The sequence below is a fragment of the Myxococcales bacterium genome, assembly GCA_016717005.1.
Taxonomy (GTDB): Bacteria; Myxococcota_A; Polyangia; order Haliangiales; family Haliangiaceae; genus UBA2376.
In genome coordinates, this window is sequence record JADJUF010000016.1 from 241996 (window position 1) to 263972 (window position 21977).

17 protein-coding genes are annotated in these 21977 nt (G+C 72.7%); 11 read left to right on the forward strand and 6 right to left on the reverse strand.

Translation table 11 applies throughout. The features are described 5' to 3' along the window. Window positions 1–212: 212 nt before the first annotated feature. From IPL61_16915 to IPL61_16930, 4 genes are all read left to right on the forward strand, one after another. On the forward strand, window positions 213–2273 hold the full coding sequence (locus tag IPL61_16915) for a hypothetical protein (GenBank protein ID MBK9032927.1): 2061 nt from the start codon (window positions 213–215) through the stop codon (window positions 2271–2273). Between the two features lie 62 nt (window positions 2274–2335). Further along, window positions 2336–3184: a HEAT repeat domain-containing protein gene (locus IPL61_16920; protein ID MBK9032928.1), complete on the forward strand. Its 849-nt coding sequence runs from the start codon at window positions 2336–2338 to the stop codon at window positions 3182–3184. A 113-nt stretch (window positions 3185–3297) separates the two neighbouring features. Then, window positions 3298–6267, forward strand: a complete 2970-nt coding sequence (locus IPL61_16925) for a PD40 domain-containing protein (GenBank protein MBK9032929.1) — start codon at window positions 3298–3300, stop codon at window positions 6265–6267. Window positions 6268–6374: 107 nt separating this feature from the next. Then, window positions 6375–7574: a hypothetical protein gene (locus tag IPL61_16930; GenBank protein ID MBK9032930.1), complete on the forward strand. Its 1200-nt coding sequence runs from the start codon at window positions 6375–6377 to the stop codon at window positions 7572–7574. Between the two features lie 581 nt (window positions 7575–8155). Here IPL61_16930 and IPL61_16935 read toward each other — a convergent pair. The 5 genes from IPL61_16935 to IPL61_16955 all read right to left on the reverse strand — a co-directional run bounded on the left by IPL61_16935 (window position 8156) and on the right by IPL61_16955 (window position 13472). Further along, a complete protein-coding gene (locus tag IPL61_16935) occupies window positions 8156–9109 on the reverse strand; it encodes a hypothetical protein (protein MBK9032931.1) in 954 nt (317 codons plus the stop codon). A 65-nt stretch (window positions 9110–9174) separates the two neighbouring features. Next, window positions 9175–9354: a twin-arginine translocation signal domain-containing protein gene (locus tag IPL61_16940; GenBank protein MBK9032932.1), complete on the reverse strand. Its 180-nt coding sequence runs from the start codon at window positions 9352–9354 to the stop codon at window positions 9175–9177. Further along, the gene (locus IPL61_16945) at window positions 9351–11354 is read right to left on the reverse strand and encodes an N-acetylmuramoyl-L-alanine amidase (protein ID MBK9032933.1); all 2004 of its coding nucleotides are present in this window, start codon (window positions 11352–11354) and stop codon (window positions 9351–9353) included. Before IPL61_16945 ends, IPL61_16940 begins: the two co-directional genes overlap by 4 nt. Window positions 11355–11366: 12 nt before the next feature. Next, window positions 11367–12878, reverse strand: a complete 1512-nt coding sequence (locus IPL61_16950; GenBank protein ID MBK9032934.1) for an FHA domain-containing protein — start codon at window positions 12876–12878, stop codon at window positions 11367–11369. Between the two features lie 66 nt (window positions 12879–12944). Continuing rightward, on the reverse strand, window positions 12945–13472 hold the full coding sequence (locus IPL61_16955) for a DUF1287 domain-containing protein (GenBank protein MBK9032935.1): 528 nt from the start codon (window positions 13470–13472) through the stop codon (window positions 12945–12947). A gap of 719 nt (window positions 13473–14191) precedes the next feature. On the opposite strand from IPL61_16955, the gene IPL61_16960 reads away from it, so the two are divergent. The 4 genes from IPL61_16960 (at window position 14192) to IPL61_16975 (ending at window position 17490) form a co-directional block, all read left to right on the forward strand. Continuing rightward, window positions 14192–14458 carry a hypothetical protein gene (locus IPL61_16960; GenBank protein ID MBK9032936.1) on the forward strand — a complete coding sequence of 89 codons (267 nt, stop codon included), beginning with the start codon at window positions 14192–14194 and terminating at the stop codon, window positions 14456–14458. 70 nt (window positions 14459–14528) lie between these two features. Next, window positions 14529–15602, forward strand: coding sequence for a PD40 domain-containing protein (locus IPL61_16965; protein ID MBK9032937.1), 1074 nt, complete (start codon window positions 14529–14531; stop codon window positions 15600–15602). Between the two features lie 8 nt (window positions 15603–15610). After that, window positions 15611–16567 (forward strand): SUMF1/EgtB/PvdO family nonheme iron enzyme, encoded by a 957-nt coding sequence (locus IPL61_16970; protein MBK9032938.1) that lies wholly within the window; start codon window positions 15611–15613, stop codon window positions 16565–16567. Then, window positions 16504–17490 carry an isoaspartyl peptidase/L-asparaginase gene (locus IPL61_16975; protein MBK9032939.1) on the forward strand — a complete coding sequence of 329 codons (987 nt, stop codon included), beginning with the start codon at window positions 16504–16506 and terminating at the stop codon, window positions 17488–17490. Before IPL61_16970 ends, IPL61_16975 begins: the two co-directional genes overlap by 64 nt. On the opposite strand, the gene IPL61_16980 is transcribed toward IPL61_16975, so the two are convergent. Next, window positions 17483–18730, reverse strand: coding sequence for a hypothetical protein (locus tag IPL61_16980; GenBank protein ID MBK9032940.1), 1248 nt, complete (start codon window positions 18728–18730; stop codon window positions 17483–17485). The genes IPL61_16975 and IPL61_16980 overlap by 8 nt on opposite strands. 308 nt (window positions 18731–19038) lie before the next feature. Here IPL61_16980 and IPL61_16985 point away from each other — a divergent pair, with 308 nt between their 5' ends. The 3 genes from IPL61_16985 to IPL61_16995 form a co-directional block, all read left to right on the forward strand. Then, window positions 19039–19869, forward strand: a complete 831-nt coding sequence (locus IPL61_16985; protein ID MBK9032941.1) for a hypothetical protein — start codon at window positions 19039–19041, stop codon at window positions 19867–19869. Window positions 19870–20715: 846 nt separating this feature from the next. Next, the gene (locus tag IPL61_16990) at window positions 20716–21618 is read left to right on the forward strand and encodes an alpha/beta hydrolase (protein ID MBK9032942.1); all 903 of its coding nucleotides are present in this window, start codon (window positions 20716–20718) and stop codon (window positions 21616–21618) included. Window positions 21619–21633: 15 nt separating this feature from the next. Further along, on the forward strand, window positions 21634–21977 hold a 344-nt coding region (locus IPL61_16995), incomplete at its 3' end, for a protein kinase (protein ID MBK9032943.1).

Genomic DNA, 21977 nt, shown 5'->3' on the forward strand with positions numbered 1-21977 from the left:
ACGCGAAGCAAGCAATATTAGATGGTTGAGTGGTGGCGCGGACCTTGCTGATGGTGATGGCCATGAGGAGGTTCTCCGTGCCCCGAATCCACACCGGTATCGCGCTCAGCGTCGCACTCGCAGGTGTCGCCGCCTGCGGTGGAGACGACTCGACCAGTCCCCTCGACCGTGTCGACGCCATCGTCTTCCTGCAGCGCACCCCTCGCAACGAGATGGGCGACATCTTCCAGTACCGGTCGTATCGACCGGGCGGCCGCATCGTCAAGCTGTCGCCGCCGACCGCCGACGGCAAGCTCGAGGAGCTGTGCTGCTCGGACGCCGGCGCCGAGTTCGCCGACATCGACATCTCGAACTACGACCTGTCGTTCGACGCCCAGGCCACGCCGGCCAAGGGGGAGATCGTGTTCTCGGGCCGGCTCAACGAGAGCCAGAACTACGGCCTGTTCGTCCTGCACCTCGAGACCGGCGCGGTCGAGCAGCTCGCGACCGACCCGATGTACGACTTCCTCAACCCGGTGTTCCTGCCGGGCGACAAGATCCTCTTCAACACCAACAAGTCGGTGGAGGAGGGCGCGCCCCAGCACCGCGACGAGTACGAGCGCGGCGTGACGCTCCAGGTCGGCGTGATGAACCGCGACGGCACCGGCACGGTGCTCGGCCCGCGCAACCTGTCGCACCGGGTGTTCCCGACGCTGACCTCCGACGGGCGCGTGCTGATGACCCAGTGGGATCACCTCGGCGACATGAACGCCGGACACCTGATGTTCATGAACCCTGACATGACGACGCTGCGCGAGGCGTTCGGCAAGGAGTCGACCGGGGTCACCAACTCGTACCTGAAGGCCCGCGAGGTCTCCCCCGGCCGCTTCCTGGCGATCGGCACGTCGCGCGACCGGACGATCCAGTCGGGCGCCATCCTCGACATCCGCCTCGGCAAGGCCGTCAGCGAGGACGGCTCGGTCCGCGCCAACGTCGACATGTCCGAGGAGAACGCCGAGGCGCGCATCCTGACGCCGAACGTGCCGCTCAACCGCGACCCGTCGTCGATGACGATCGGCCGCTACTACGACGCGTTCCCGCTCGACGCCGCCGACTACCCGCAGCTCCTGGTCACCTGGTCCGACGGCACCGTCGAGTCGGGCACCCTCGCGGCCGCGGGCAAGAGCGCGCAGTTCGGCCTGTACGTCTACGACTCGAAGGCCAAGGCCCGCCGCCCGCTCTACGACGATCTCGAGCGCTGGGACGTGCTCGCGCGCCCGCTCGCGCCGCACGCCGCCCCGCCGCAGATCCCCGCGTCGGGCACCCACCAGTACAACCAGGACACCACGCTCATCGGCGCGATGAACGTCTACGACTCGAGCGTCGCGACCCTGCCCGCGGGCACCGCGTACGGCGTCCGCGTCATCGAGGGCTTCTCGACCGAGGAGGGCATCCCGCGTGACTTCGGCCTGACCGAGCACGAGGGCGCCGCGGTCCTGGGCGTCGCGCCGGTCGAGGCGGACGGCTCGTGGGCGGCGCTGATCCCCGCCAACATCCCGGTCCACCTCCAGGCCATCGACAAGTTCGGCATGGCGATCGTCAACGAGCCCGTGTGGTTCTCGGGCGCCAAGGGCGAGTCGCGCTTCTGCGGTGGCTGCCACGAGAGCCGCACCGCCGCGACCGTCATCCAGCCCGGCGTCACCCAGGCGATCGGCCGCGGCCCCCGCGACCTGCTCGCGACCACGCCGCGCAGCAGCCGCAAGTCGACCGACTTCACCCGCGCCGGCACCATCGGCATCCCGTGGGACCAGGCCCTGCAGCCCATCTTCGACGCGAAGTGCGTCAGCTGCCACAACGGCACCCCCGGCGCGGCCAACCCGAGCTGGACGATCATGGACCCGATGACCGGCGCGTCGTTCACCTGGACCTTCGACCTGCGCGGCGGCGCCGCCACCTACGGCGTCGGCGACAACATGCTGTCGGGCTACTCGGCCTCGCACCTGTCGCTGATCGGCCCGAGCATGCGCGACCTCGAGCGCGCCGACCTGGTCGTCGTCGGTGACCTCAAGGTCTACATCGAGCCCGGCAACTCGCGCGAGTCGGAGCTGATGAAGAAGCTCAACCCGCCGCAGATCTTCCCGACCCCGGACCTCAACGTCCGCGCCTTCGCCACCGCCGCCCACGCCCGCGACGTCGGCGCCGAGCTGACGGCCGACGAGTACTACCTGCTGACCGTGATGGCCGACAACGGCGGACAGTTCTACTCGCGGGAGAACGCGCCGCTCGCGCCGTGATGGCGCGCGCGCCCGTCGACTCCCTTCCCGAACTCACCCGTCCCGCTCCTCGGAGGACTGTCATGAAGAATCAACTCCGTCTCGTCTCGTTCGTGTCCGCCGGCGTCGCGGCCATCGTGCTCGGCCTCGCCAGCCCGGCGGTCGCCGGCCGCGGCGGCTCGGCCTCGCGCATCGCCAACGCCACCAACACCGGCTCGGTCGACGCCATCATCGCCGAGGTCGAGCGCGCCGAGCGCCTGCCGTGCGACGCCTGCGTGCCGATCGTCATGGACCTGCTCGACCACGACCGCTACGAGGTCCGCGAGGTCGCGGCCTGGTGGTTCGCCCGCCGCGCCAACCTGCGCGTCGAGCTGGCCGCCCGCGCCACCAGCGACCTGGCCGGCACCGACAGCCGCCTGGCGCGCAACAGCGCCGACCTGCTGGGCGCGTTCATGCACCCGCAGGCCATCCCGGCCCTGACCGCCGCGGTCGGCCGCACCGATCTGTCGGCCGACGCCCGCGCCGCCGCGGTGCGCGCGCTCGGCATGATCGGTCACCTGAACGGCCGCGCCGGCCTGACCGCCGCGCTCGGCGACGCCGACGTCGACGTCCGCCTGATGGCGGTGACGACCTGGGTGCAGCTGCGGGCCCAGCCCGACGCGGCCCCGGTGGTGGCGCGCATCGCCGACACCGACGCGCGGGTCCGCGCGGCCGCGGCCGGCGTGGTCGGCAGCCTCCGCGACGCCAGCGGGCGCGGCGCCCTCGAGGGCGCGCTCGCCAGCGACGCCGACGCCAACGTCCGGCGCAACGCCGCCTGGGCCCTGGGCCAGATCGGCGACCCGGCCTCGCGGCCGGCGCTGGTCGCGGCGACCACCGACGCGTCGGCGCTCGTGCGCTCGACCGCGAAGGCGGCGCTGTTCGCGCTGCGGTGAGCGATTTCGCGCACTGGTCCGACGTCGCCGCTCGCGCGGCGACGCGCGTTTTCGGCGTGGTCGTCGACGGAGATCACGCTCGGCTTGGCCTCGGTTGGAGTACACTCATGCGCATGCGAGCTCCGGCGGTTCTCCTCGCGACGATCTCGGTGGTGGCGGCGTGCGGCGGCGATCCGCCGCCGGGGCGGACCTACTACGAACGCACGATCGAGCCGATCTTGATCCAGTCGTGCGCCGGCAACACCAGCGGCTGCCATCGCACGAACACCGACGATCCGTTCGACTTCGCGGCCGGTAACTTCGACGTGTCGTCGTTCGACAACGTCCAGAAGCGGCGCGACGTGCTGCAGCCGTTCGGCAGCTACCCGGTGCCGCTGCTGTTGATCAAGGCGGTCGGCCCCGGCCAGCTGCAGATGGCGTACGGCGACGAGTTCCGCGACGTCATGGTCAACCACGCCGGGGGCAACATCTTCCAGGTCGGCTCCGACGCGTACCTGACCCTGCTCACCTGGACCGAGAACGGCGCGACCGAGAACGGCCTGCGCCCCGCGTCGCCGCCGCGCACCGGTGAGGGCGCGTGCACGCCGACGCTGCCGCCGAACTTCGATCCGGTCGCGTTCGCGGCCGATCCGGTGTTCGTCGCCAACAGCGCGCGGTTCGACAGCGACGTCGCGCCGGTCCTCGCCACCTGCAACAGCGGCAACTGCCACGGCGCGCCGCAGTCCGACTTCTTCATCACCTGCGGGGACACCGCCGAGCAGCGCGCGTTCAACTTCTCGCAGGCGTGGGCGTTCGTCGACGCGCCGGTCGACGAGTCCCAGATCCTGCGGGTGCCGCTGGCCGCCGGCGCGGGCGGCGGGCCCCACACCGGCGGCGATCGCTTCTCGGGCATGGGCGACGCCGACTACCAGCGCATCCACGACTGGGCCGAGGCCGTCGGGCCGCGGCTGTTCGGCGTCGGCGAGCCCGGCAAGGAGTTCTTCCGCGACAACGTCCAGCCGATGCTCTACGACCGCGGCTGCGGCTTCGCGGCGTGCCACAGCCCCAGCGCCGGCAACGACTTCAAGATGCGCCCGTCGAGCCACGGGTTCGTCTCGGCCATCACGCTCGAGAAGAACTACGAGACGCTGCTGTCGGAGTTCATGGCGTTCGAGATGCCGGACGCGCGCCGGGGCCGCGCGGTGGCCAAGGTCATCCTGCCGGGCGACGGCGGCATCTCGCACCGCGGCGGACCGGTGCTCGGCGAGGGCCTCCCGGCCAGCTGCCCGGCGGTCTACGATCCCGCGACCGCGACGCCGTTCTGCACCTTGCAAGAGTGGGTCAACGTCGAGCGGGCCGAGCGCATCGCCGCCGGCGAGCTCGCGGCGATGCCCAGCGGCGGCACCGTGCCGCTGGTCTACGTCGATCGCGCGGCCAGCCACGTGGCCGGCCCGCTCGAGTTCGACACGTACCAGGGCGGCTCGGACCTGCGGGTCGCCCCCGCCACCCTCGGCGCGCTCGGGCAGATCACCGGCGTCGGCGGCTCGACCTCGCTCCTCGGCGGCTGCGCCGGGCTCGATCCGTCGACCGCCGACGTGTCCGGCCCCGCGGTCCGCTACGACGGCACGACCGTCGCCTTCGCGGCGCGGTCGGGCGCCGCCGATCCGCTCGGCATCTGGCTGGTCGAGGTCGACGGCGCCAACTGCCGCCGGGTCACGCCGGCCGCGCCCGACGTCAACTTCATCAAGATCCACAACTTCGATCCAGCCTGGGCGCCCGACGGCAACGGCCTCGTGTTCGCGTCGACCCGCGGCGGCGCCCACGCCGGCGGCGTGACCGGCCCGGTCCGCAGCCGCAAGCTGTTCTTGCCGGCGTCGGACCTGTGGCGCATGGGCGTCGACGGCTCCAACCCCGAGCAGCTCACGTTCCTGACCAACTCGGAGCTCAATCCCAACGTCCTGCGCGAGGGCCGGATCATCATGACGACCGAGAAGGCCTCGGGCAGCCTCTACCAGCTGTCGGGCCGGCGGCTCAACTGGGATCGCACGGACTACCACCCGCTCCTGGCCCAACGCCACCGCTCGCCCTACGGCGATCCCGACGATGCCTCGGTCATGACCGACTCGATCGGCTACGACCAGGCCACCGACATCCGCGAGGACCTCGACGGCAACCTGCTGTTCATCGCGTCGGACGCGGGCGCGCGCGGCGGCGCCGGCACGCTGGCCATCTTCAACCGCAGCATCGGGCCGTTCGAGGCCGGGCGCACCGACCCGGGCTACCTCCGCTCGGCGACGTTCCCGGATCCGGCCGCGACCGGGCGCGTCGGCGCCGCCACCGACGGCGCCTACCGCGGGCCCCACGGCATGCCCGACGGCCGCATCATGGTGTCGTACGCCGCGGTGACTGGTGATCTCGGCACGGTCACCAGCCTCGACTGGGACATCGTCGCGATCGACCCGCGCACGGGCATCCGGACGACCCTGATCGGCGGCGCCGGGGCCCAGGTCGACGCGGTGCTGGCGATCAAGGCGGCGCCGCGCAAGCCCTACCTCAACCGGCGCCAGCTGGTGTTCGGCGGCTCGGTCGACGAGGGCCAGACCGGCGCCGGCCGGGCGGTCGTGCACATGCCCGACGCGCCGCTGATCTTCACGCTGCTGACCGGCAACCTGCGCCGCGGCCGGCCGGTCGACGGGTTCCGCAGCGCGACCCAGCTGGTCGCGTACGCCGAGGTGCCGCCGCCGGCGGGCACGACCATGGGCAACCAGCCCAACGGCGTCTACGAGAGCCGGGTCGAGGCCGGGCGCGCCGACCTCGCCGACGACGGCTCGGTGAAGTTCAACGCGCCGGCTGGCGTCGGCGTGGTGATCGAGCTGCGCGACGGCGACAACAACGTCCTGGTCAACATGGGCGAGGAGCACCAGCTCGCGCCCGGCGAGATGATCTCGATGGGCATCCGCGCCGACCTGTTCGACGCGGTCTGCGGCTCGTGCCACGGCTCGGTCACCGGCAGCGAGCTCGACGTCGCGGTGACGCCGGACGCGCTGACCGGCGCGTCGCAGTCGATGTCCAAGGACGGCACCGCGCAGCGCATCGGGCCCTGATCCGACGCGATCCCTGCCGCGGTCGCCGCGGCGCGGGCGGCGGTGACCGGGCACCAATCGCCCCGGCGTGATTGCGGGGGCGCCACCCGGCTGGTAGTCACGGGGCGATGGCTCGCCCCGAAACCGACGCGCCGGCGCCCGCGGCCCCGGCGCCCGGCCCGATCGCGCGGCTGGTGAAGAAGATCTGGTGGCTCCACAGCTTCGTGGCGCTGAGCTTCGGCGTGGGCGTGATGCTGTTCGCGCGGCACGGCCTGGCCTACGCCGACAAGCTCTTGATGGTCCTGTGCCTGTCGTGGCTGCTGATGTTCGTGGCGCTGCGGTTCATCGTCGGCCCCGCCAACCGCGGCCCCGACGAGCGGTTCCTGCGCAAGGGCGTGCGCCTGGGGACCAACTACATCATCAAGCAGCTCTACCAGCAGATGTTCTTCTTCCTGGTGCCGCTCTACGCCTCGAGCGCGACCTGGTCGCTGTCCTCGGTCAACTGGTGGATGGCGCCGATCCTGCTGGTGTGCGCGGTCGTGTCGACGATGGATCTGGTGTTCGACAACGTCATCATGGAGCGGCGCTGGCTGGCGTCGATCATGTACGGCCTGGCCATGTTCGGCCTGCTCAACGTGGTCCTGCCGCTGGTGTTCGGCGTGACCCATCGCGACGGCCTGCTGGTCGCGGCCGCGGCCACGCCGCCGGCGGTGGCGCTCTTGACGTTCTCGGTGTCGACGGTGCTGTCGGCCCGGGGGCTGATCGCGACGATCGCCGCGACCGTCGGCCTGTTCACCGCGGTGGCGTACGGTCGGCGCGCGATCCCGCCGGCGCCGCTGTCGATGCCCGAGACCGCGGTCGGGCACGGCACCTACGGCAGCTACGAGTGTCTCCCGCCGTCCAAGCACGTCATCCGCACGACCCAGCTCGACGGGCTGCGCTGCGGCTCGCTCCTGGTGGAGCCCGGCGGGCTCAAGGAGGACGTCGTCCACATCTGGCGGCACGGCGGCCACTCGATCAGGATCGTGCCGCAGCGCCGGCCGTGCGACGGCGACGGCGTCGTGTTCGTGAGCGAGTTCCCCGCGGCGCAGCTCCCCGCCGCGCCCGAGGGCGCCTGGACCTGCGTGACCGAGACCGAGGGCGGCCAGCTCGTCGGGATGCGCCGCTTCACGATCGCCGGCGCCGGCGGCGACGCCCCGATCACGCCGCCCCGCGATCTCGGCGCCCCCGACGCCGGCCCCGACGCCACACCCCCCATCGACGCCGCGCCCCCCGTCGACGCCGCACCCCCCGTCGACGCCGCACCCCCCGTCGACGCCGCGCCCTGACGCCCACCGCGTCGCGCCGCCGCCGCGCCGCTCCGGTTCACGCCGCCTGCGCGTCGCCCGCCCACCGCCGCTGCGCCGCTCCGGTTCACGCCGCCTGCGCGTCGCCCGCCCACCCGCCGCCGCCCCCCGCCGCCGCTCCGCTCCGGTACACGCCGCGTGCGCGTCGCCCGCCCACCCGCCGCCGCTCCGCTCCGCTCCGGTACACGCCGCCTGCGCGTCGCCCGCCCACCCGCCGCCGCTCCGCTCCGCTCCTGTACACGCGCCGCCTGCGCGTCGCCGGCCCACTCGCCGCAGCCGCTCTGCTCCGGTTCACGTCGCGCCACCCGCCCGGACCACCCGAGGTCTGCACTACGCCGGGCGGACAGCCGCCTCGGAGGGGAGGCTCATCGGGCCGAGGTACCGACGTGGTCTGTACGTGACCTCGGACCTCCGAGGGCCCTGCACCTGCCTGGGGCGGCCCGGCGACGGGCCTCCGGTCGATCGCAGTTCCGCGCGACGGGAATCTCGCGCCTCGGGTGGGGGCCCTGTCGGGGCTTGCCCCGACGGGGGAGGGTTCGGCGACGAACCCTCTGAAACTCAGCTCAGATCCGGACTTGCAGCGCGCCGGTCAGGTGGAACGTGTCGCCGTCGTCGAGGCGATCGAAGCCCATGAGGCCGATCAGGTCGATCCGGCGCTTGGGCGTGTACTGCGCCTGGACGCGCAGCGACGACCCGGTGTCACCGCGGGTCGAGAAGTCGTCGAAGTTGATCCCGAAGCGGCCGGTCAGCGCCAGGTTGGGCTGGAGCTGGTAGACCGCGCCGAAGTCGAGGCGGATGAAGCCGTCGCTGTTGATCGTCGAGGTCGCCAGCCCGCCGACGATGCCCTCGTTGGTGCGCTCGCTGTCGAGCGTCGGCAGGAACTTCTTCTTCTGGAACTTGAACCCGACGACCTCCTCGAACCCGACGATCGCGAACTTCGAGCCGAACCGGAACTTCACCGGCGCGCCCAGGGTCATGCCGATCGTGAACGGGTCGACGTACATCGGCAGCGCGATCCGCGGCGCGATCCAGTCGGTCACCAGGAACGAGAAGTTGAGCTCGACCGCCTTGCCGGTGTTCCAGCCGACCTTCGCCGGCATCTTCTTGCCGTCGTCGTACAGGCCGCCGATGGCGTAGCGGACGCCGAGCTGGGCCCGGCGGGTGATGCCGTAGCGGGCGCGCAGCCCGGTCTCGAGATCGAACGGCGACGGGTACATCGCGGCCTCGAGCCGGAGCTCGGAGGTGAAGTCGGGCAGCGTGATCGGCCGCAGCACCTCCTCGAGCGGGTACCCGGTCTGGCGCACCGCCGGGGTCTTGGGACCGGCGTCAGCGGCCTCGCCCATGACCCGGGGCGCGTCGGGGTTCTCCTCGGCGCCGGTGTCCCCGTCGCTCGACGGCAGCGGATCGTCGTCGAGCTCGGTCTCGCCGCCGGCGTCGCTCGGCTCGTCGGGGATCACCTGCGCCGCGACCGGGGCCGCGAGGGCGAGAAGCAGGGCGAGAGGACAAAACCGCAGCATGCGGCGACCATACACCGGGGCGCGGCGGTCATGGCCCGCGCCGGCGGACGATCACGCGCGGACGATCACGCGTGGCCGATCCAGCGCGGGGTCGCGTGCCAGCGGGCGCGGCGCGGCTCCGGCGCCTGGTCCTTGGGCACCAGCGCGGCGGCCAGCGCGGCGGTCAGCGCGCCGCCGAGCAGGCGACGACGCGACAGCCCGGTCGGGCGGGTCGCAGGGGCGGGCGGGAGGCGTCGGCGCGTCATGGCGGGGGCACATCTCCCTCGTAGCCGTCGACGAGGTTCTCGAGCTTGAGGTGCAGGTCCGACGGCGGCGGCGGCGGCTCGGGCACGTAGCCGAAGTCGCCGGCCACGTCCTCGTTGTCGTCGATGCCGACGGTCGTGGTCGTGACGTTGGTCTTGGTGTTCGAGTGCGCGGCGTTGGCGTACTCGATGAACCGCAGCGGGTGGTAGTGGTAGACGGTGCCGCTGGCCGGCAGGCCCAGGCCCTTGGCGACCGCGTCGGTCCACCACGTGAACGGCGCGAGCTGGTCCTTGACCATCTTGTCGATGTCGAGGTCCTCGTCGTCGTCGTCGGCGCCCCGGGGGCGGCGCTTCTGGGTCTTCGGGGTCTTCTTGGTGAACTGCTGCGGCCGGCTCTTGAGCTCCTCGGCCCACTCCGGCTCGGGCGCCCACTCCGAGACGTGGAGCGTGATCAGATCGCGCACGACCTCGTCGTCGGACCCGTCGTAGAACTCGGCGAGCTCCGTGCGCGACAGCCGGCCGTCCTGGTCGCGATCGATCAGCTTGTCGATGGTCTCGTCGTCGCAGAACCGCCCCATCGCCGAGCCGTCGATCAACGTGAACGGCGAGGGCGTGTCGTCGCCGGGCTTGCCCTCGAACCAGCGCTGGGTCGAGAAGATCTCGAAGTGGAGCTGGGGCTCCTCGAGATCGCCGGGGCCGACCGTGCCGACCCGGCCGATGACCGCGCCGGCGTCGAGGACCTCGTCGTAGCCCTTCACCCCGACCTCGGGATCGAGGTCCGTGCTCTCGCCGCTCATCCACGACGGCGGCTCGGCGCTGTTGGACTCGTCGGCCAGGTGCATGAACAGCGAGTAGACCCGCACCGCCTGCGACGCGACGTTGAGGTCGTGGCGCATGAGCACGAAGTTGTTCGAGCCGATGTCGGTGCTGCCGCCCATGCGCGCGGCGATCACGCGGCCCGCGAACGGCGCGTAGACCGGGCCGTCGGCCTCGGCCGGCAGGTGCACGCCGCCGTGCCACAGGCGGGTCGCGCCCCAGGGGCCGACCGGGAAGAACCCCGCCTTGGCGCTCAGCTCGCTGGCGTCGTAGTACGGCTGGATCGCCGCCGGCAGCTCGGCCGGGGTCTCGGGGATGACCGCCTTGTCGCCGCCCTTGGCGCCGGCGACCCGCACCGGGAACACCCGCTGGCCGCGCAGCTTATCGATCCACTTCTTGAAGTCGAACGGCCCCGGATCCCACTTGCGGGTGGTCAGGTGGTAGTGGCCGCAGAACCCGGCGAACGACGACGCCGGGTAGCTGTCGCCGGTCGGGCTGACCGGGCCCAGCGTGCCCCAGGCCGGCTTGGTCGGGAGCTGCGGGTCGCGGGGGTACTCGAGCGCGAGGTTCGGTAGATACTTCGCCAGCACCTGGGCCAGGTTGTAGAAGGCCTGGTACTGCATCTCGGTGAAGTCGAACGACTTCATCTTGTGGCCGTTGATGAAGTAGTCGTCGGAGATAGGGTGCTTGACCGCGGCGGTGGCGTAGTAGTCGGGGTTGTCGAGGATGCCGCGGTTGCAGAACTCGACGCCGATCGAGTCGGTGTTGTAGGCGGCGGCGTGGTAGCCCATCAGCGCCAGATCGAGGGTCTGGTAGATCGTGCCGTCGTTGTCGATGAGGAAGTGGCACGACAGGCCGCGCTCGTTCTGGAGCACGTTCCAGCACACCTCCGACGAGTTGACGCCGTCGTGGTGCAGCACGAACTTCTTGATGACCGCCTGGGTCGCGGTCAGCGACGGCCGCGGCATGCGCCGCAGCGCCGGCCGGGTGCTGTACCGGTTCAAGCCCGTGTTCTTCGCGTTGGCGCCGTTGGCGCCCACCCCCGGGATGGCCACGAGCGTGCCGTGGTCGAGGCGTCCCGTGATCCGACCCGCGAACGCGGAGTTCCACCCGGTCTGGTTCCAGGTCTTGAAGGCGTCCCCGAAGTCGGGGCCCACCTCCTCACCGGCGATGATCAGCTTGGCCATGATTCAGTGCTCCTACTGCTGCCAGAACCGGAGGTCGGTGGAGCCCAGGCGCACGGTCATGCCCGGGAACAGGCGCACGGTGGTCACCCGGTTGCCGTTGGCGAAGGTGCCGTTGGTCGAGCCCAGATCGGTCAGGGTCCAGGTGGCGCCGTCGAAGGTGATCTGCGCGTGGTGCGTCGACGCGGTGCTGTCGTGGGCCAGCGACAGGTGGCTGCCCGGCGCCTTGCCGAGGGTGAACCCGTGGTGGAGCGGGACCTGGCGGCCGTTCTCGGGGCCGCCGAGCACGATCAGCACCGGGCCGCCGGGGACCGGCGCGGGGGCCGGCGCCGGGGCGTGGCCGGGCGCCGCCGCGACCGCCATGGGCAGCGGTGCGGCGATGGCGGGGCCTGCGCCACGTCGGCGCGCGATCGCGCGGCCGCCGAGGCCCACGACGACGATGCCGAGCACGCCGCCCAGGGCGATCAGGATCCAGCGCAGCGAGCCGCCGCCCGATCGCCGCTTGTGGGCCACGCACTGATCGCGCACGCAGTACTGGTCGGCGTCGCAGGTGTCCTTGACGCAGCGCGGGCCCGGCACCTTGACCTCGGCCGTGAGCGGGGAGCCCGCGTTGTCGATCGAGACCACGAGCTTCTTGCCGCTGACCTCCTCGACCGGGGCCAGCGCGGTCAGCACGTACTGGTTCGCGAGCTGATCGACCAGCTGCGCCAGCGCCAGCGGCCAGCCCTCGACCTCCTGGATCCACCGGAACGTGCCCTCGGAGCGCTTGGACAGCTCGCCCAGCGTCAGCAGCGAGCGCCGCGCCTTGGTCGGCGAGTAGCCCAGCGTGTGGATGCGGACGCCCTTCTTCGCGGCCAGCTCGCCCAGCTCCGTGACCTTGGCCCGGGTCTCGGGCGCGATGCCGTCGCCGTCGGAGACGACGATGACGATCGGCCGCTGCACCGACCCGAGGACCTTGGGCTTGGTGCGCGCCGCCAGCGCGACCGCGTCGTTGACCGCCTTGATCAGCGCGACCTCGGTGGTGGTCTCGTCGGCCTCGAGCTTGGCGAGCGCCGCGCGGGCCAAGGCGACCGAGCCGAGGCGCTTCTGCCCGACCGTGGTCTGGCCGTAGCCGATCACCGCGACCTGGGCCCGCTGGGTCCCGAGCTTCTCGAGCGGATCGAGCAGGCCGGTGGCGAGCGCGTCGCGGATGCGCTCGAGGCTGTCGCTGAACACGTCGGTGGTGGCCACGACGATCACGACGTCGAGCTCGACGTCGGCGACGCTCGACAGGCCCCAGGCGAACGGCACCTTGGCGCCGCCCAGCTTGACGGTGATCTCGGGCTTGCCCTCCTGCGGGATGCGGGCGCCTTGCAGCTCGGTCGCCGACACCAGCGCCCGCACCCGGGCCAGGCCGTAGATCGGCGACGGGCGCACGTCGATCTTGTCGACCAGCGCGTGATCACGCTTGTCGGCGGCCGCCGGGCCGGCCCAGCCCAGCACCGCGAGCGCGAGCAGCGCCAGCAGCGCGAAGGAGCGTGTCGCCATGGCGGTACCGTAGCCAACTGCGGGGGCGACCGCAACGACGGCCACGGCCCGGCCCGCGTCGACGGCTCAGCGTCGACGCGGGGGCGCCAGCCGGAACCGGTGGGTGACGGGCACCCACGCCAGCAGATCCATCTCGCCGGTGACGCCGCCGTCGGTCCAGTTGTTGATCACGAGCAGGTGGCCGCTGTCGGCGCGGCGGTCGGACACGACGCCGATGTGGTCGGGCCCGGACCGCGACGGGAACGTGTCGAACAGGACCAGGTCGCCGGGGCGCACCGGGTCGCGCGGGTCGGCCAGCGCGGCGGTGTGCTCCTCGAGGTTGCGGCGCAGATACGGCAGCAGGGTCTTGACCCGGCGGTGATCGATGTTGGGGTCGCCCTTGCCCTTGACCATCGGGTACGCGCGCGGCGCCTTGCGGATGTCGGCGGCGACCGCGGCCTGCAGGTCGAGGCCGGCGTTGCGCAGCGCCCGCACGATGACGTCGGTGCACACCCCGTGGTCGCGGGCGACGTCGCCCATCGGGAAGCGCAGGCTCTCGTAGCCGCCGACGTAGGCGTCGGCGTTGATCGCGGTCTTGCGCGCGCCCAGGAGCACGTCGAGCGGGTCGGGGATGCCGTCGCGGTCGCGGTCGGGGTCGCCGCGGCCTCGGTCACGTTGGCCGCGGTGAGCAACGGCGCCAGCTCCGCGCGATCGCCGGGCCGCAGGCGCAGGTGGTGCGCACCGACGACGAGCTCCTCGGTGCCCGTGAGCGGGTAGGGCTTGACCGGCCAGCCGTCGACCCGCACCACCAGCAGCGGGCGGTCGGGGTCGAGCGTGGCGATCACGCGGTCGCTGGCGATCCCGGCCGGGAGCGTGAGCTGCAAGTCGTCGTCGAGATCGGACCAGATGCCCGAGTCGGCGACGCCGAGACAGGTCTCCGCGGGCGCGGTGGGCGCGACGGGCGCGGTGGCGGCGGGCGCGGTGGCTGTGGCTGTGGCTGTGGCTGTGGCTGTGGCTGTGGCGGGCGCGCTGGGATCGCCGCGGCCCTCGGCCCGGCCATCGGCGCACGCCCCCACGGCCAGGATCGGCGCCAAGCATCCCAGCGCGATACGATTTCGGGAACCGACCCGCCGCGTGGGTGTCCAACCTGGGTTCGACGCTTGACCTGTCGCACCGCGGGCCGAGATCGACATGGACCTAGCAACGAACGAGCGCCCGGCCGGGTGTATTTCACCAACCCGACCCCGGCGTTGACCGACCCGCGTCGACCCGCGTTGACCTACCTGCGTTGACCGACCCACTGGATCGCCGTACCGTACCCGACCGGAGCCCCCATGAACGAGTACAACAGCTTTTCGTCGCTCACTCCTCAGGATGAGGCCGCCTTCGTCGTGTTCGAGCGCAGCACCCAGGAGAACCTGCAGAAGGCGATGATGATCGGCATGATCTCCGCCGCCGGGATCCTGCTGCTCAGCCTCGTGATCTTCTTCGGCTTCTCGCCGCCGCCCAAGAAGCACGCGCCGCCCGAGGACGCGAAGAGCCAGGTCAAGAGCGCTCCGGCTGAGGCCGCGGCGCCCGCGCCGGCGCCCGCGCCGCAGTGAGCCCTTCGACCGTGGGCCCGTCGAGCGCGTGACGGCTCGGGCGGCGCGCGCCGCGCAGATCGGCGCGCTCGTGAGCGTGGGGGCTGTCGCGCTCGCGCTCGCTGGGTGCACGCCGGTCGAGCGACCGGTGGCGGTGCCGGCGTTGCGGTTGGTGGTCAGCGAGCGTTGGAATGGCGGCACCCGCCTGGTGCTGGTCGAGGAGCACGGCGATCGCTGGGCGATCCTGAGCGCCGGGCGCGGCGACGCGCCCGCGCGGGACGAGCAGGCGGTGGTGTCGCCCGACGGCCGCTGGGTCGCGTTCGTCTCATCGAGGGGGCGGCCGCTCGACCGGACCAGCCTGTGGATCATGCCGGCGGCGGTCGGCGCGACCGCGGTCCGGGTCACCGACGGCCGCGGCGACGACGTCGATCCGACCTGGACGCCGGCGGGCGACGCGGTGGTGTTCGCGCGGCGGACCGGCGACCGCTTCGCGCTGGCGCGGGTCGGGATCGGCGGCCGCGCCGACCAGCCGCGGATCGGCGAGGTCGAGGTCGTGGCCGCCGGCGCGGTCCACTACCTCGCGCCGTCGGTGGCGCCGTCGGGGGAGATCGCCTACCAGGAGATCGATCCGAGCGCCGGCACCAGCCGCATCGGCCTGCGCGCCGTCGACGGCAGCATCACCTTCGCGACCGACGGGCCGCGCGACGTGACCCCGGCCTGGCGCCCCGGCAGCGGCGAGCTGGCGTTCGCGCGGGAGATCGAGCGCGCCGACGGCGGCCGCGATCTCGATCTGTGGCGCCTCACCGCCGACGGCGACGCGGCGCCCCTGGCGGACCTGTCGGGCACCGACGAGAGCGGCCCGCGCTGGTCGCGCGACGGCCGCTGGCTGTTCGCGACCGCGCTCGCCCGCGACGACGACGGCGAGCTGCCGTCGGTGATCTACCTCGACGTCGCGGCGCCGGCGCCGCGCGCGCGCATGCTGCGCGACCGGGCCGGCACGATCGCCCGGCAGGGGCCCGCGCCGATGCCGGTGCCGCTCGACGACGGCGCCCTGGGCGCCGGGCTCGCCTACGTCGACGCGCTGGCGGCGGCGCTCCGCGAGCGGGCCTACGAGCGCGAACTGGCGGCGACGCGGGCGGCCGCGGCCGTGGACGCCGGGCTATAGTCCGGCACATGCATCGTCGAGGCGCGCTGGTGGTCGTCGTCGGGCTGGCGGCCTGTGGTGGCCACGGGCCGCGCTACGCGCCGGCCGTGCCGGTCGCGGCGATCGTCGATGCGCCGGCCCGCGCCGTCGTCTACGGCGGCGGCCCGGCGGCGCTGTCGCGCGCGGCCGACGCCCAGATGGTGGTCATCGAGCGCAGCCGATCGATCGCGGGCTCGACCCCCGAGGAGCGGCAGCTCGCGTACGACGACTGGGCCGCGGCCGCCGGCTCCGACGCCGCCCGCGCCGACGGCTGGTTCGAGCGCGAGGAGGATCGGCGCGTCATCGAGCTGCCACGGTTCCGGATCGATCTCATGCCGGTCACCAACGCCGCCTACGCCGAGTTCGTCGCCGACGGTGGCGCCCCGGCGCCGACGATGGACGAGGCGACCTGGGTCGCGCAGGGCTTCCAGCAGGACTGGGCCACCGAGGTCGCGCGGTTCGTGTGGACGGACGGGCATCCGCCGGCGGGGCGCGAGGACCACCCGGTGGTGCTGGTCGACTGGGACGACGCGGCGGCCTACTGCGCGTGGCGCGGCCAGGCGGTCGGCGCGCCGCGGCGGCTGCCGGGCGCCCACGAGTTCGAGAAGGCGGCGCGCGGCGACGCCGGCCAGCCGTACCCGTGGGGGCCGACCTTCGACCGCGACAAGCTCAACTCCGCCGACGGTGGGCCGCGCGACACGGTCGCGGTCGGCAGCTTCGGCACCGGCGTCAGCCCGACCGGCGTCCTCGACCTCGCCGGCAACGTCTTCCAGTGGACCGCGACGCGGTGGCCGGCCACCGCCGCCGGTCCCGGGCCGGCGGCGCAGATGACCGTGAAGGGCTCGGCCTGGGACGACCACGCCGGGCTCGGGCGCGGCGCCGCCTGGCACGGTCGGCCGCGGCACGCCCGTCACGTCATCGTCGGCTTTCGCTGCGCCGGCCCGTGATCGCGCTGGTCGTGCACGGCGGCGCCGGCGCGCTCGCGCCCGACGATCAGGCGCGCGCCGCCGCTGGCTGTGCGGCGGCGACGGCGATCGGCTTCGCGCGGCTGCGCGCCGGTGCCAGCGCGCTCGACGCGGTCCAGGCCGCGGTCCGCGCGCTCGAGGACGATCCGGTGTTCAACGCCGGCGTCGGCGCCGTCTTGACCCGCGCCGGCACGGTCGAGCTCGACGCGGCGATCATGGATGGCGCGACCGGGCGGGTCGGCGGCGTCGCCGCGGTGCCCGACCTGCGCCGGCCGATCGATCTGGCGCGCGCGGTCCTCGACGACGGCGAGCACCTACTGCTGGCGGGGCCGGCCGCCTGGGACTTCGCGCGCCGCCACGGCCACGCGCCGGCGCCGGCGGGCACGATGGTCACGCCCCGCGCCCGGGCGCGCTTGCTCGGGCGCCGCGGCGACGTCGCCGGCGGCACCGTCGGCGCGGTCGCGCTCGACGCCGGCGGCGCGCTGGCGGCCGCGACCTCGACCGGCGGGATCAGCGGCAAGCGCCCCGGCCGCGTCGGCGACTCGGCCATCCCCGGCTGCGGCACCTGGGCTGATCGCGGGTGCGCGGCCTCGGCCACGGGCGCCGGCGAGGCGATCGTGCGCGCGACCTTGACCCGCCGGCTGGCCCTGGCGATCGCGGCCGGCGCGGGGCCGGCGGTCGCCGCCGCCGAGCTGCTCGACGAGCTGGCCGGGCAGGGCGCGGGCGCCGGGGTGATCGTCGTCGATCAGCGCGGACAGGTCGCCGCGGTCCATCGGACCTCGACCATGGCCTTCGCCGCCATGCGCGACGCCGGCGGCGGCGTGCGCGCCACCGCCGGAGTCTCCACCACCGCCGCCGCCGATCTCGAAGCGCTGCTCGCGTCGGCGAGCAGCGCCGTCACATGAAGAACGTGAACTTCTCGCTCTCGTTGGCCTTGGGCCCCAGCACGCCCTCGAGGTCGTTGCCGGCCTCGATCACCTCTTGCAGCTTCTTGCGGATCGCGTCGACGCGCTTGGCGTAGAGGGCCAGCGACGCGAAGCCGTCGGGGCCCTGGACCAGCCCCTCGAGGATCTGGGTCGGCGCCATGACGAGCAGCTTCTTCGACGGGATCGGCGCGCCCGGGTCGAGGTTCTGACCGGGGATCGCGAAGTCGCCGCGCTGCCAGCTGCCGCTGGCGTTGACCCGGTAGGCCAGCGTCTCGACCGCGCCGTCGGGGCAGGTGCCGTTGGTCGAGGGCTTGGTGTCGCCCTGGCAGAACGGCGGCCCGACCTCGACCAGCTTGGCGCCGAATTCGCCGCCGGCCGGGTCGTCCGGGCCCGGGTTCGAGACCAGCACCGCGTAGCGCACGCCGACCGCCTTCTCGAAGCCGGAGTTGGGCGGCATCTTGGCCTTCTCGGTGGCCTCGCGGGCCGCGCCGAGCGCCTGGTCGTCGGACTTGGCGGTGCGCAGGTGATCGTTGATCATCAGCTTGAGCTGCGTCACCGAGGCGTAGAACTGCAGGATCTTCGACGACAGGTCGGCGCCCAGGTTGTTCTGCTTGGCCTTGAAGATCAGGGCCTCCTGCAGCTCGACCTTGTCGACCGCCACCATCGCGTTGGTGACGTCCTTGCCCTGGTTGTCCTTGGCCTTGGTCACCGCTTCGTTGAGCGTGACCAGCGACTTCTTGACCGCCTTGACGTCCTTGAGGATGAAGCGCGAGTCGCGGATGCCGGCGTTGTAGAACCCGGCGTCCTTCGAGACGCCCCGGATCGCGATGCCGAGGATGAACGGCACCAGGGCGATCGCGACGTACTTCGCGATCGTCGCGCCGCGCGCGCTGGCGCTGACGCTCTCGACCGGCTTGCCGTCGTTGACGATGACGATCTCGGGCGCGCGCTGGGCCGCGCCGATCTGCGCCATCGCGTTCATCGCGCCAAACGGATCCTCGGCCGCGTTGGGCACCACCGGCTGGGGCGGACCCACGGGCGCCGGGCCCGCGACACCCGGAGGTGGCGGGACCGCCAGCCCAGGGGGCGCGACCATGGCGGGGCTGCCACCGGTCTTGGTGCCAATCGGCGAGGGCGTGGTGCCCTTCTTGAGCCCGAGGCGGGCCTTCAGATCGTTAATGTCGCGGCTTCCCGACTTCTTGGGGGGCTGCTGGCTCACGTAAGGGCCTCCAATCGCGAGGGGACTCTAGGGACCACACCCTCGGCATGTCAAGCATTGTAGAGGAATTCGGCCTACTTCGACAGTAACACGGGCGTGTGCCTCACCCGCACGCCGACCGTGAAGGCCTGTTCACGGGATCGCCGGCTGGCGCTCGGGACGGCCGCTAACCTTTCGGGATGTGGGCGGTCGTTGCGGTAGGACACGCACCGCTTCCAGCAATTGCGCTGGCGCACGAGGTGCAAGGTAAACCGATCGCCGCCGTTACACGTCTGTACGTGACGACCGCCCCGCCAAGGAGACCCCTCGTGACCCGCACCCACCGCATCGCCCTCCTGATCGCCGGCACCGCCCTCATCGCGGGCGCCCAAGCTGCATCGGCCGACGTCCGCATCCGGATCGGCGGCGGCGCCCACGTCCGCTTCGGCGGCGGCGCCCCGATCCGTGCCCACTGGGTGCACCGCCACGTCCACCAGCCGACCGTCCGCATCGGCGGCTCGATCTGGATCGGCGGTGGCTACTACCAGCCGTTCGCCCAGCCGCCGCCGCCGCCGCCGCCCCCGCCGGTCTCGTGCGACTGCGAGCAGCCCGCCTATTATCCCATCGCGCCGCAGCCGGTCGGCTACGTCGCCGCCCCGGCGCCCGTCGCGACCGCCCCGCTGTCGCGCTTCGGCATCGGCGCCTTCCTCGGTGGTGTCTCGGTCGACGGCGAGCACGAGGGCAAGGACGTCGGCCTGGTCGGCCAGTTCCGCCTGACCCGCGGCCTCATCGCCGAGGCCGAGATCGCCAAGAACGAGCTGGCCGGCGGCGCGCGCATCGACCGCCGCATCATGGCCGGCCTGCAGATCGAGCTCCGCCCGTACCGTCGCTTCACCCCGTACCTCGCCGGCGCGCTCGGCACGACCCAGGTCGAGGTCGGCGACTCGTGGCAGGACCACCAGACGATGGCCGAGCTCGGCGGCGGCGCCCGCTACCGCCTGAGCGAGCGCCTGTCGATCTTCGGCGACGTCCGCTTCGGCCAGCGCCAGCTGTCCGACCAGGCCGACCGCCCGCTCGACACCACGACCGCCCGCGCGATCATCCCCAGCCCCGACGAGACCTACAGCCGCGTCCGGCTCGGCGGCATGGTCACGTTTTAAGAAGAGGGTTTTTCGAAAAACCCTCCCCCGGCATTCGCCGGGGCCCCCACCCAAAACGGCCCGGAGCGGCGATCGCGGGCCTGGGTGACGGTGGGATGACTGGGACTGGGCGCTCGAGAGGGCGCCCAGCGTCGTTTTCGGAGCCGGAGTCGGAGTCGGAGCCGGAGTCGGAGTCGGAGTCGGAGCCGGAGTCGGAGCCGGAGTCGGAGTCGGAGTCGGAGTCGGAGTCGGATCGGAGTCGGGATCGGAGTCGGAGTCGGAGGCGGAGTCGGAGTCGGAGTCGGAGTCGGAGTCGGAGTCGGAGTCGGGGGCGGAGTCGGAGTCGGAGCTGGAGCCCGAGTCGGAGGCGGAGTCGGAGCCGGAGTCGGAGGCGGAGGCGGAGGCGGGATCGGAGTCGGAGCCGGAGCCGGAGCCGGAGTCGGAGTCGGAGCCGGAGTCGGAGTCGGAGTCGGAGCCGGAGTCGGAGCCGGAGTCGGAGTCGGAGTCGGAGCCGGAGTCGGAGTCGGAGCCGGAGGCGGAGCCGGAGCCGGAGTCGGAGTCGGAGCCGGAGCCGGAGCCGGAGCCGGAGTCGGAGTCGGAGCCGGAGCCGGAGTCGGAGCCGGAGTCGGAGCCGGAGTCGGAGTCGGAGCCGGAGTCGGGATCGGCGTCGGGATCGGCGTCGGGATCGGCGTCGGGATCGGCGTCGGGATCGGCGTCGGGATCGGAGTCGGGATCGGAGTCGGGATCGGCGTCGGGATCGGTTCGGCATCGTTTTCGGAGTCGGGAGTTGGGATCGGGGGCGGAACCCGGATCCGGAACCGGCGGGGCGGCGGCGGGGGCGGGGTGGCTGTCGGGGTACAGTGGGCCGTGGTCCCCGGCCTTCAGCAGCATTCGTTCATCGCCAGAGACGGCACGCGTATCGGCTATCAGCTCCGGCCAGGCTCGAGCGCCGACGCCCCGACGGTCGTGCTGGCCAACGGGCTGGGCGGCACCTTCGAGGCGTACCGCCACGTCTACGCGGCGCTGCCGGGCTACCGGGTGCTGTGCTGGGACTACCGCGGCCTGTACACCTCGTCGGCGCCGACCGATCTGACCGCGTTGACGGTCGCGCACCAGGTCGACGACCTGATCGAGCTGCTCGACCGCCTCGGGTGCGCGCGGGCCGTGGTCATCGGCTGGTCGATGGGCGTCCAGGTCAACTTCGAGCTGTGCCGCCACCACGCCGATCGCGTCGCCGGCATCCTGGCGATCAACGGGACCAGCGGTCGGCCGTTCCGCACCGTGTTCGGCCTCGAGTTCATCGAGAAGGTCATCCCGGTGCTGCTGAAGTTGATCCGGGCCCAGGCGCTGCTCGTCGGCAAGGCCGCCGACAAGGTCGCGGGCTCTGACGCGCTGATCGCGGCGATGCAGCGGTTCGGGATGGTGTCGCAGACCCTCGACGTCGACGCGTTCCGCGACGTCGCGGCCGGGTTCCGGACCCTCGACTGGCGGATCTACAGCGATCTCCTCGAGCGCCTGAACCAGCACGACGCCGAGGACGTCCTCGCGACCATCGCCGTGCCGACCGCGATCGTCACCGGCGACAAGGACGTGCTGACGCCGCCGGCCACCGCCGAGCGCCTGCACCGCACGATCCCCGGCGCCCGGCTGCGCGTGATCCCCGGCGGCACGCACTACACCCCGGTCGAGTACCCGGCGATCATCAAGGACGAGGTCCACCGGTTGCTTGCGCGCGTCCCCGGCTGGCAGCTGGGGCCCGCGACCGAGTAGACTGACGCCGATCCGATGCCAGCCTGTCCGAGCTGCGATGCCGAGGTCCTCGACATCGACGTCAAGTGCGCTGCGTGCGGCGCCAACCTGACGCCGACCGGGGCCCACCGCCTGGTGGGGACCACGGTGCTCGGCCAGTACCAGATCGTCGACGTGCTGGGGCAGGGCGGCATGAGCGTCGTCTACAAGGGCAAGCACGCGCTGACCGAGCAGGACGTGGCGCTCAAGGTGCTGCCGCCCGAGCTGGCCGCGTACAGCCAGGTCAAGTCGCGGTTCCTCGAGGAGGCCAAGGCCCTGGCCCAGCTCGACCACCCCAACATCGTCCACCTGTACAACTTCGGCCAGGAGAACGGCAGCTT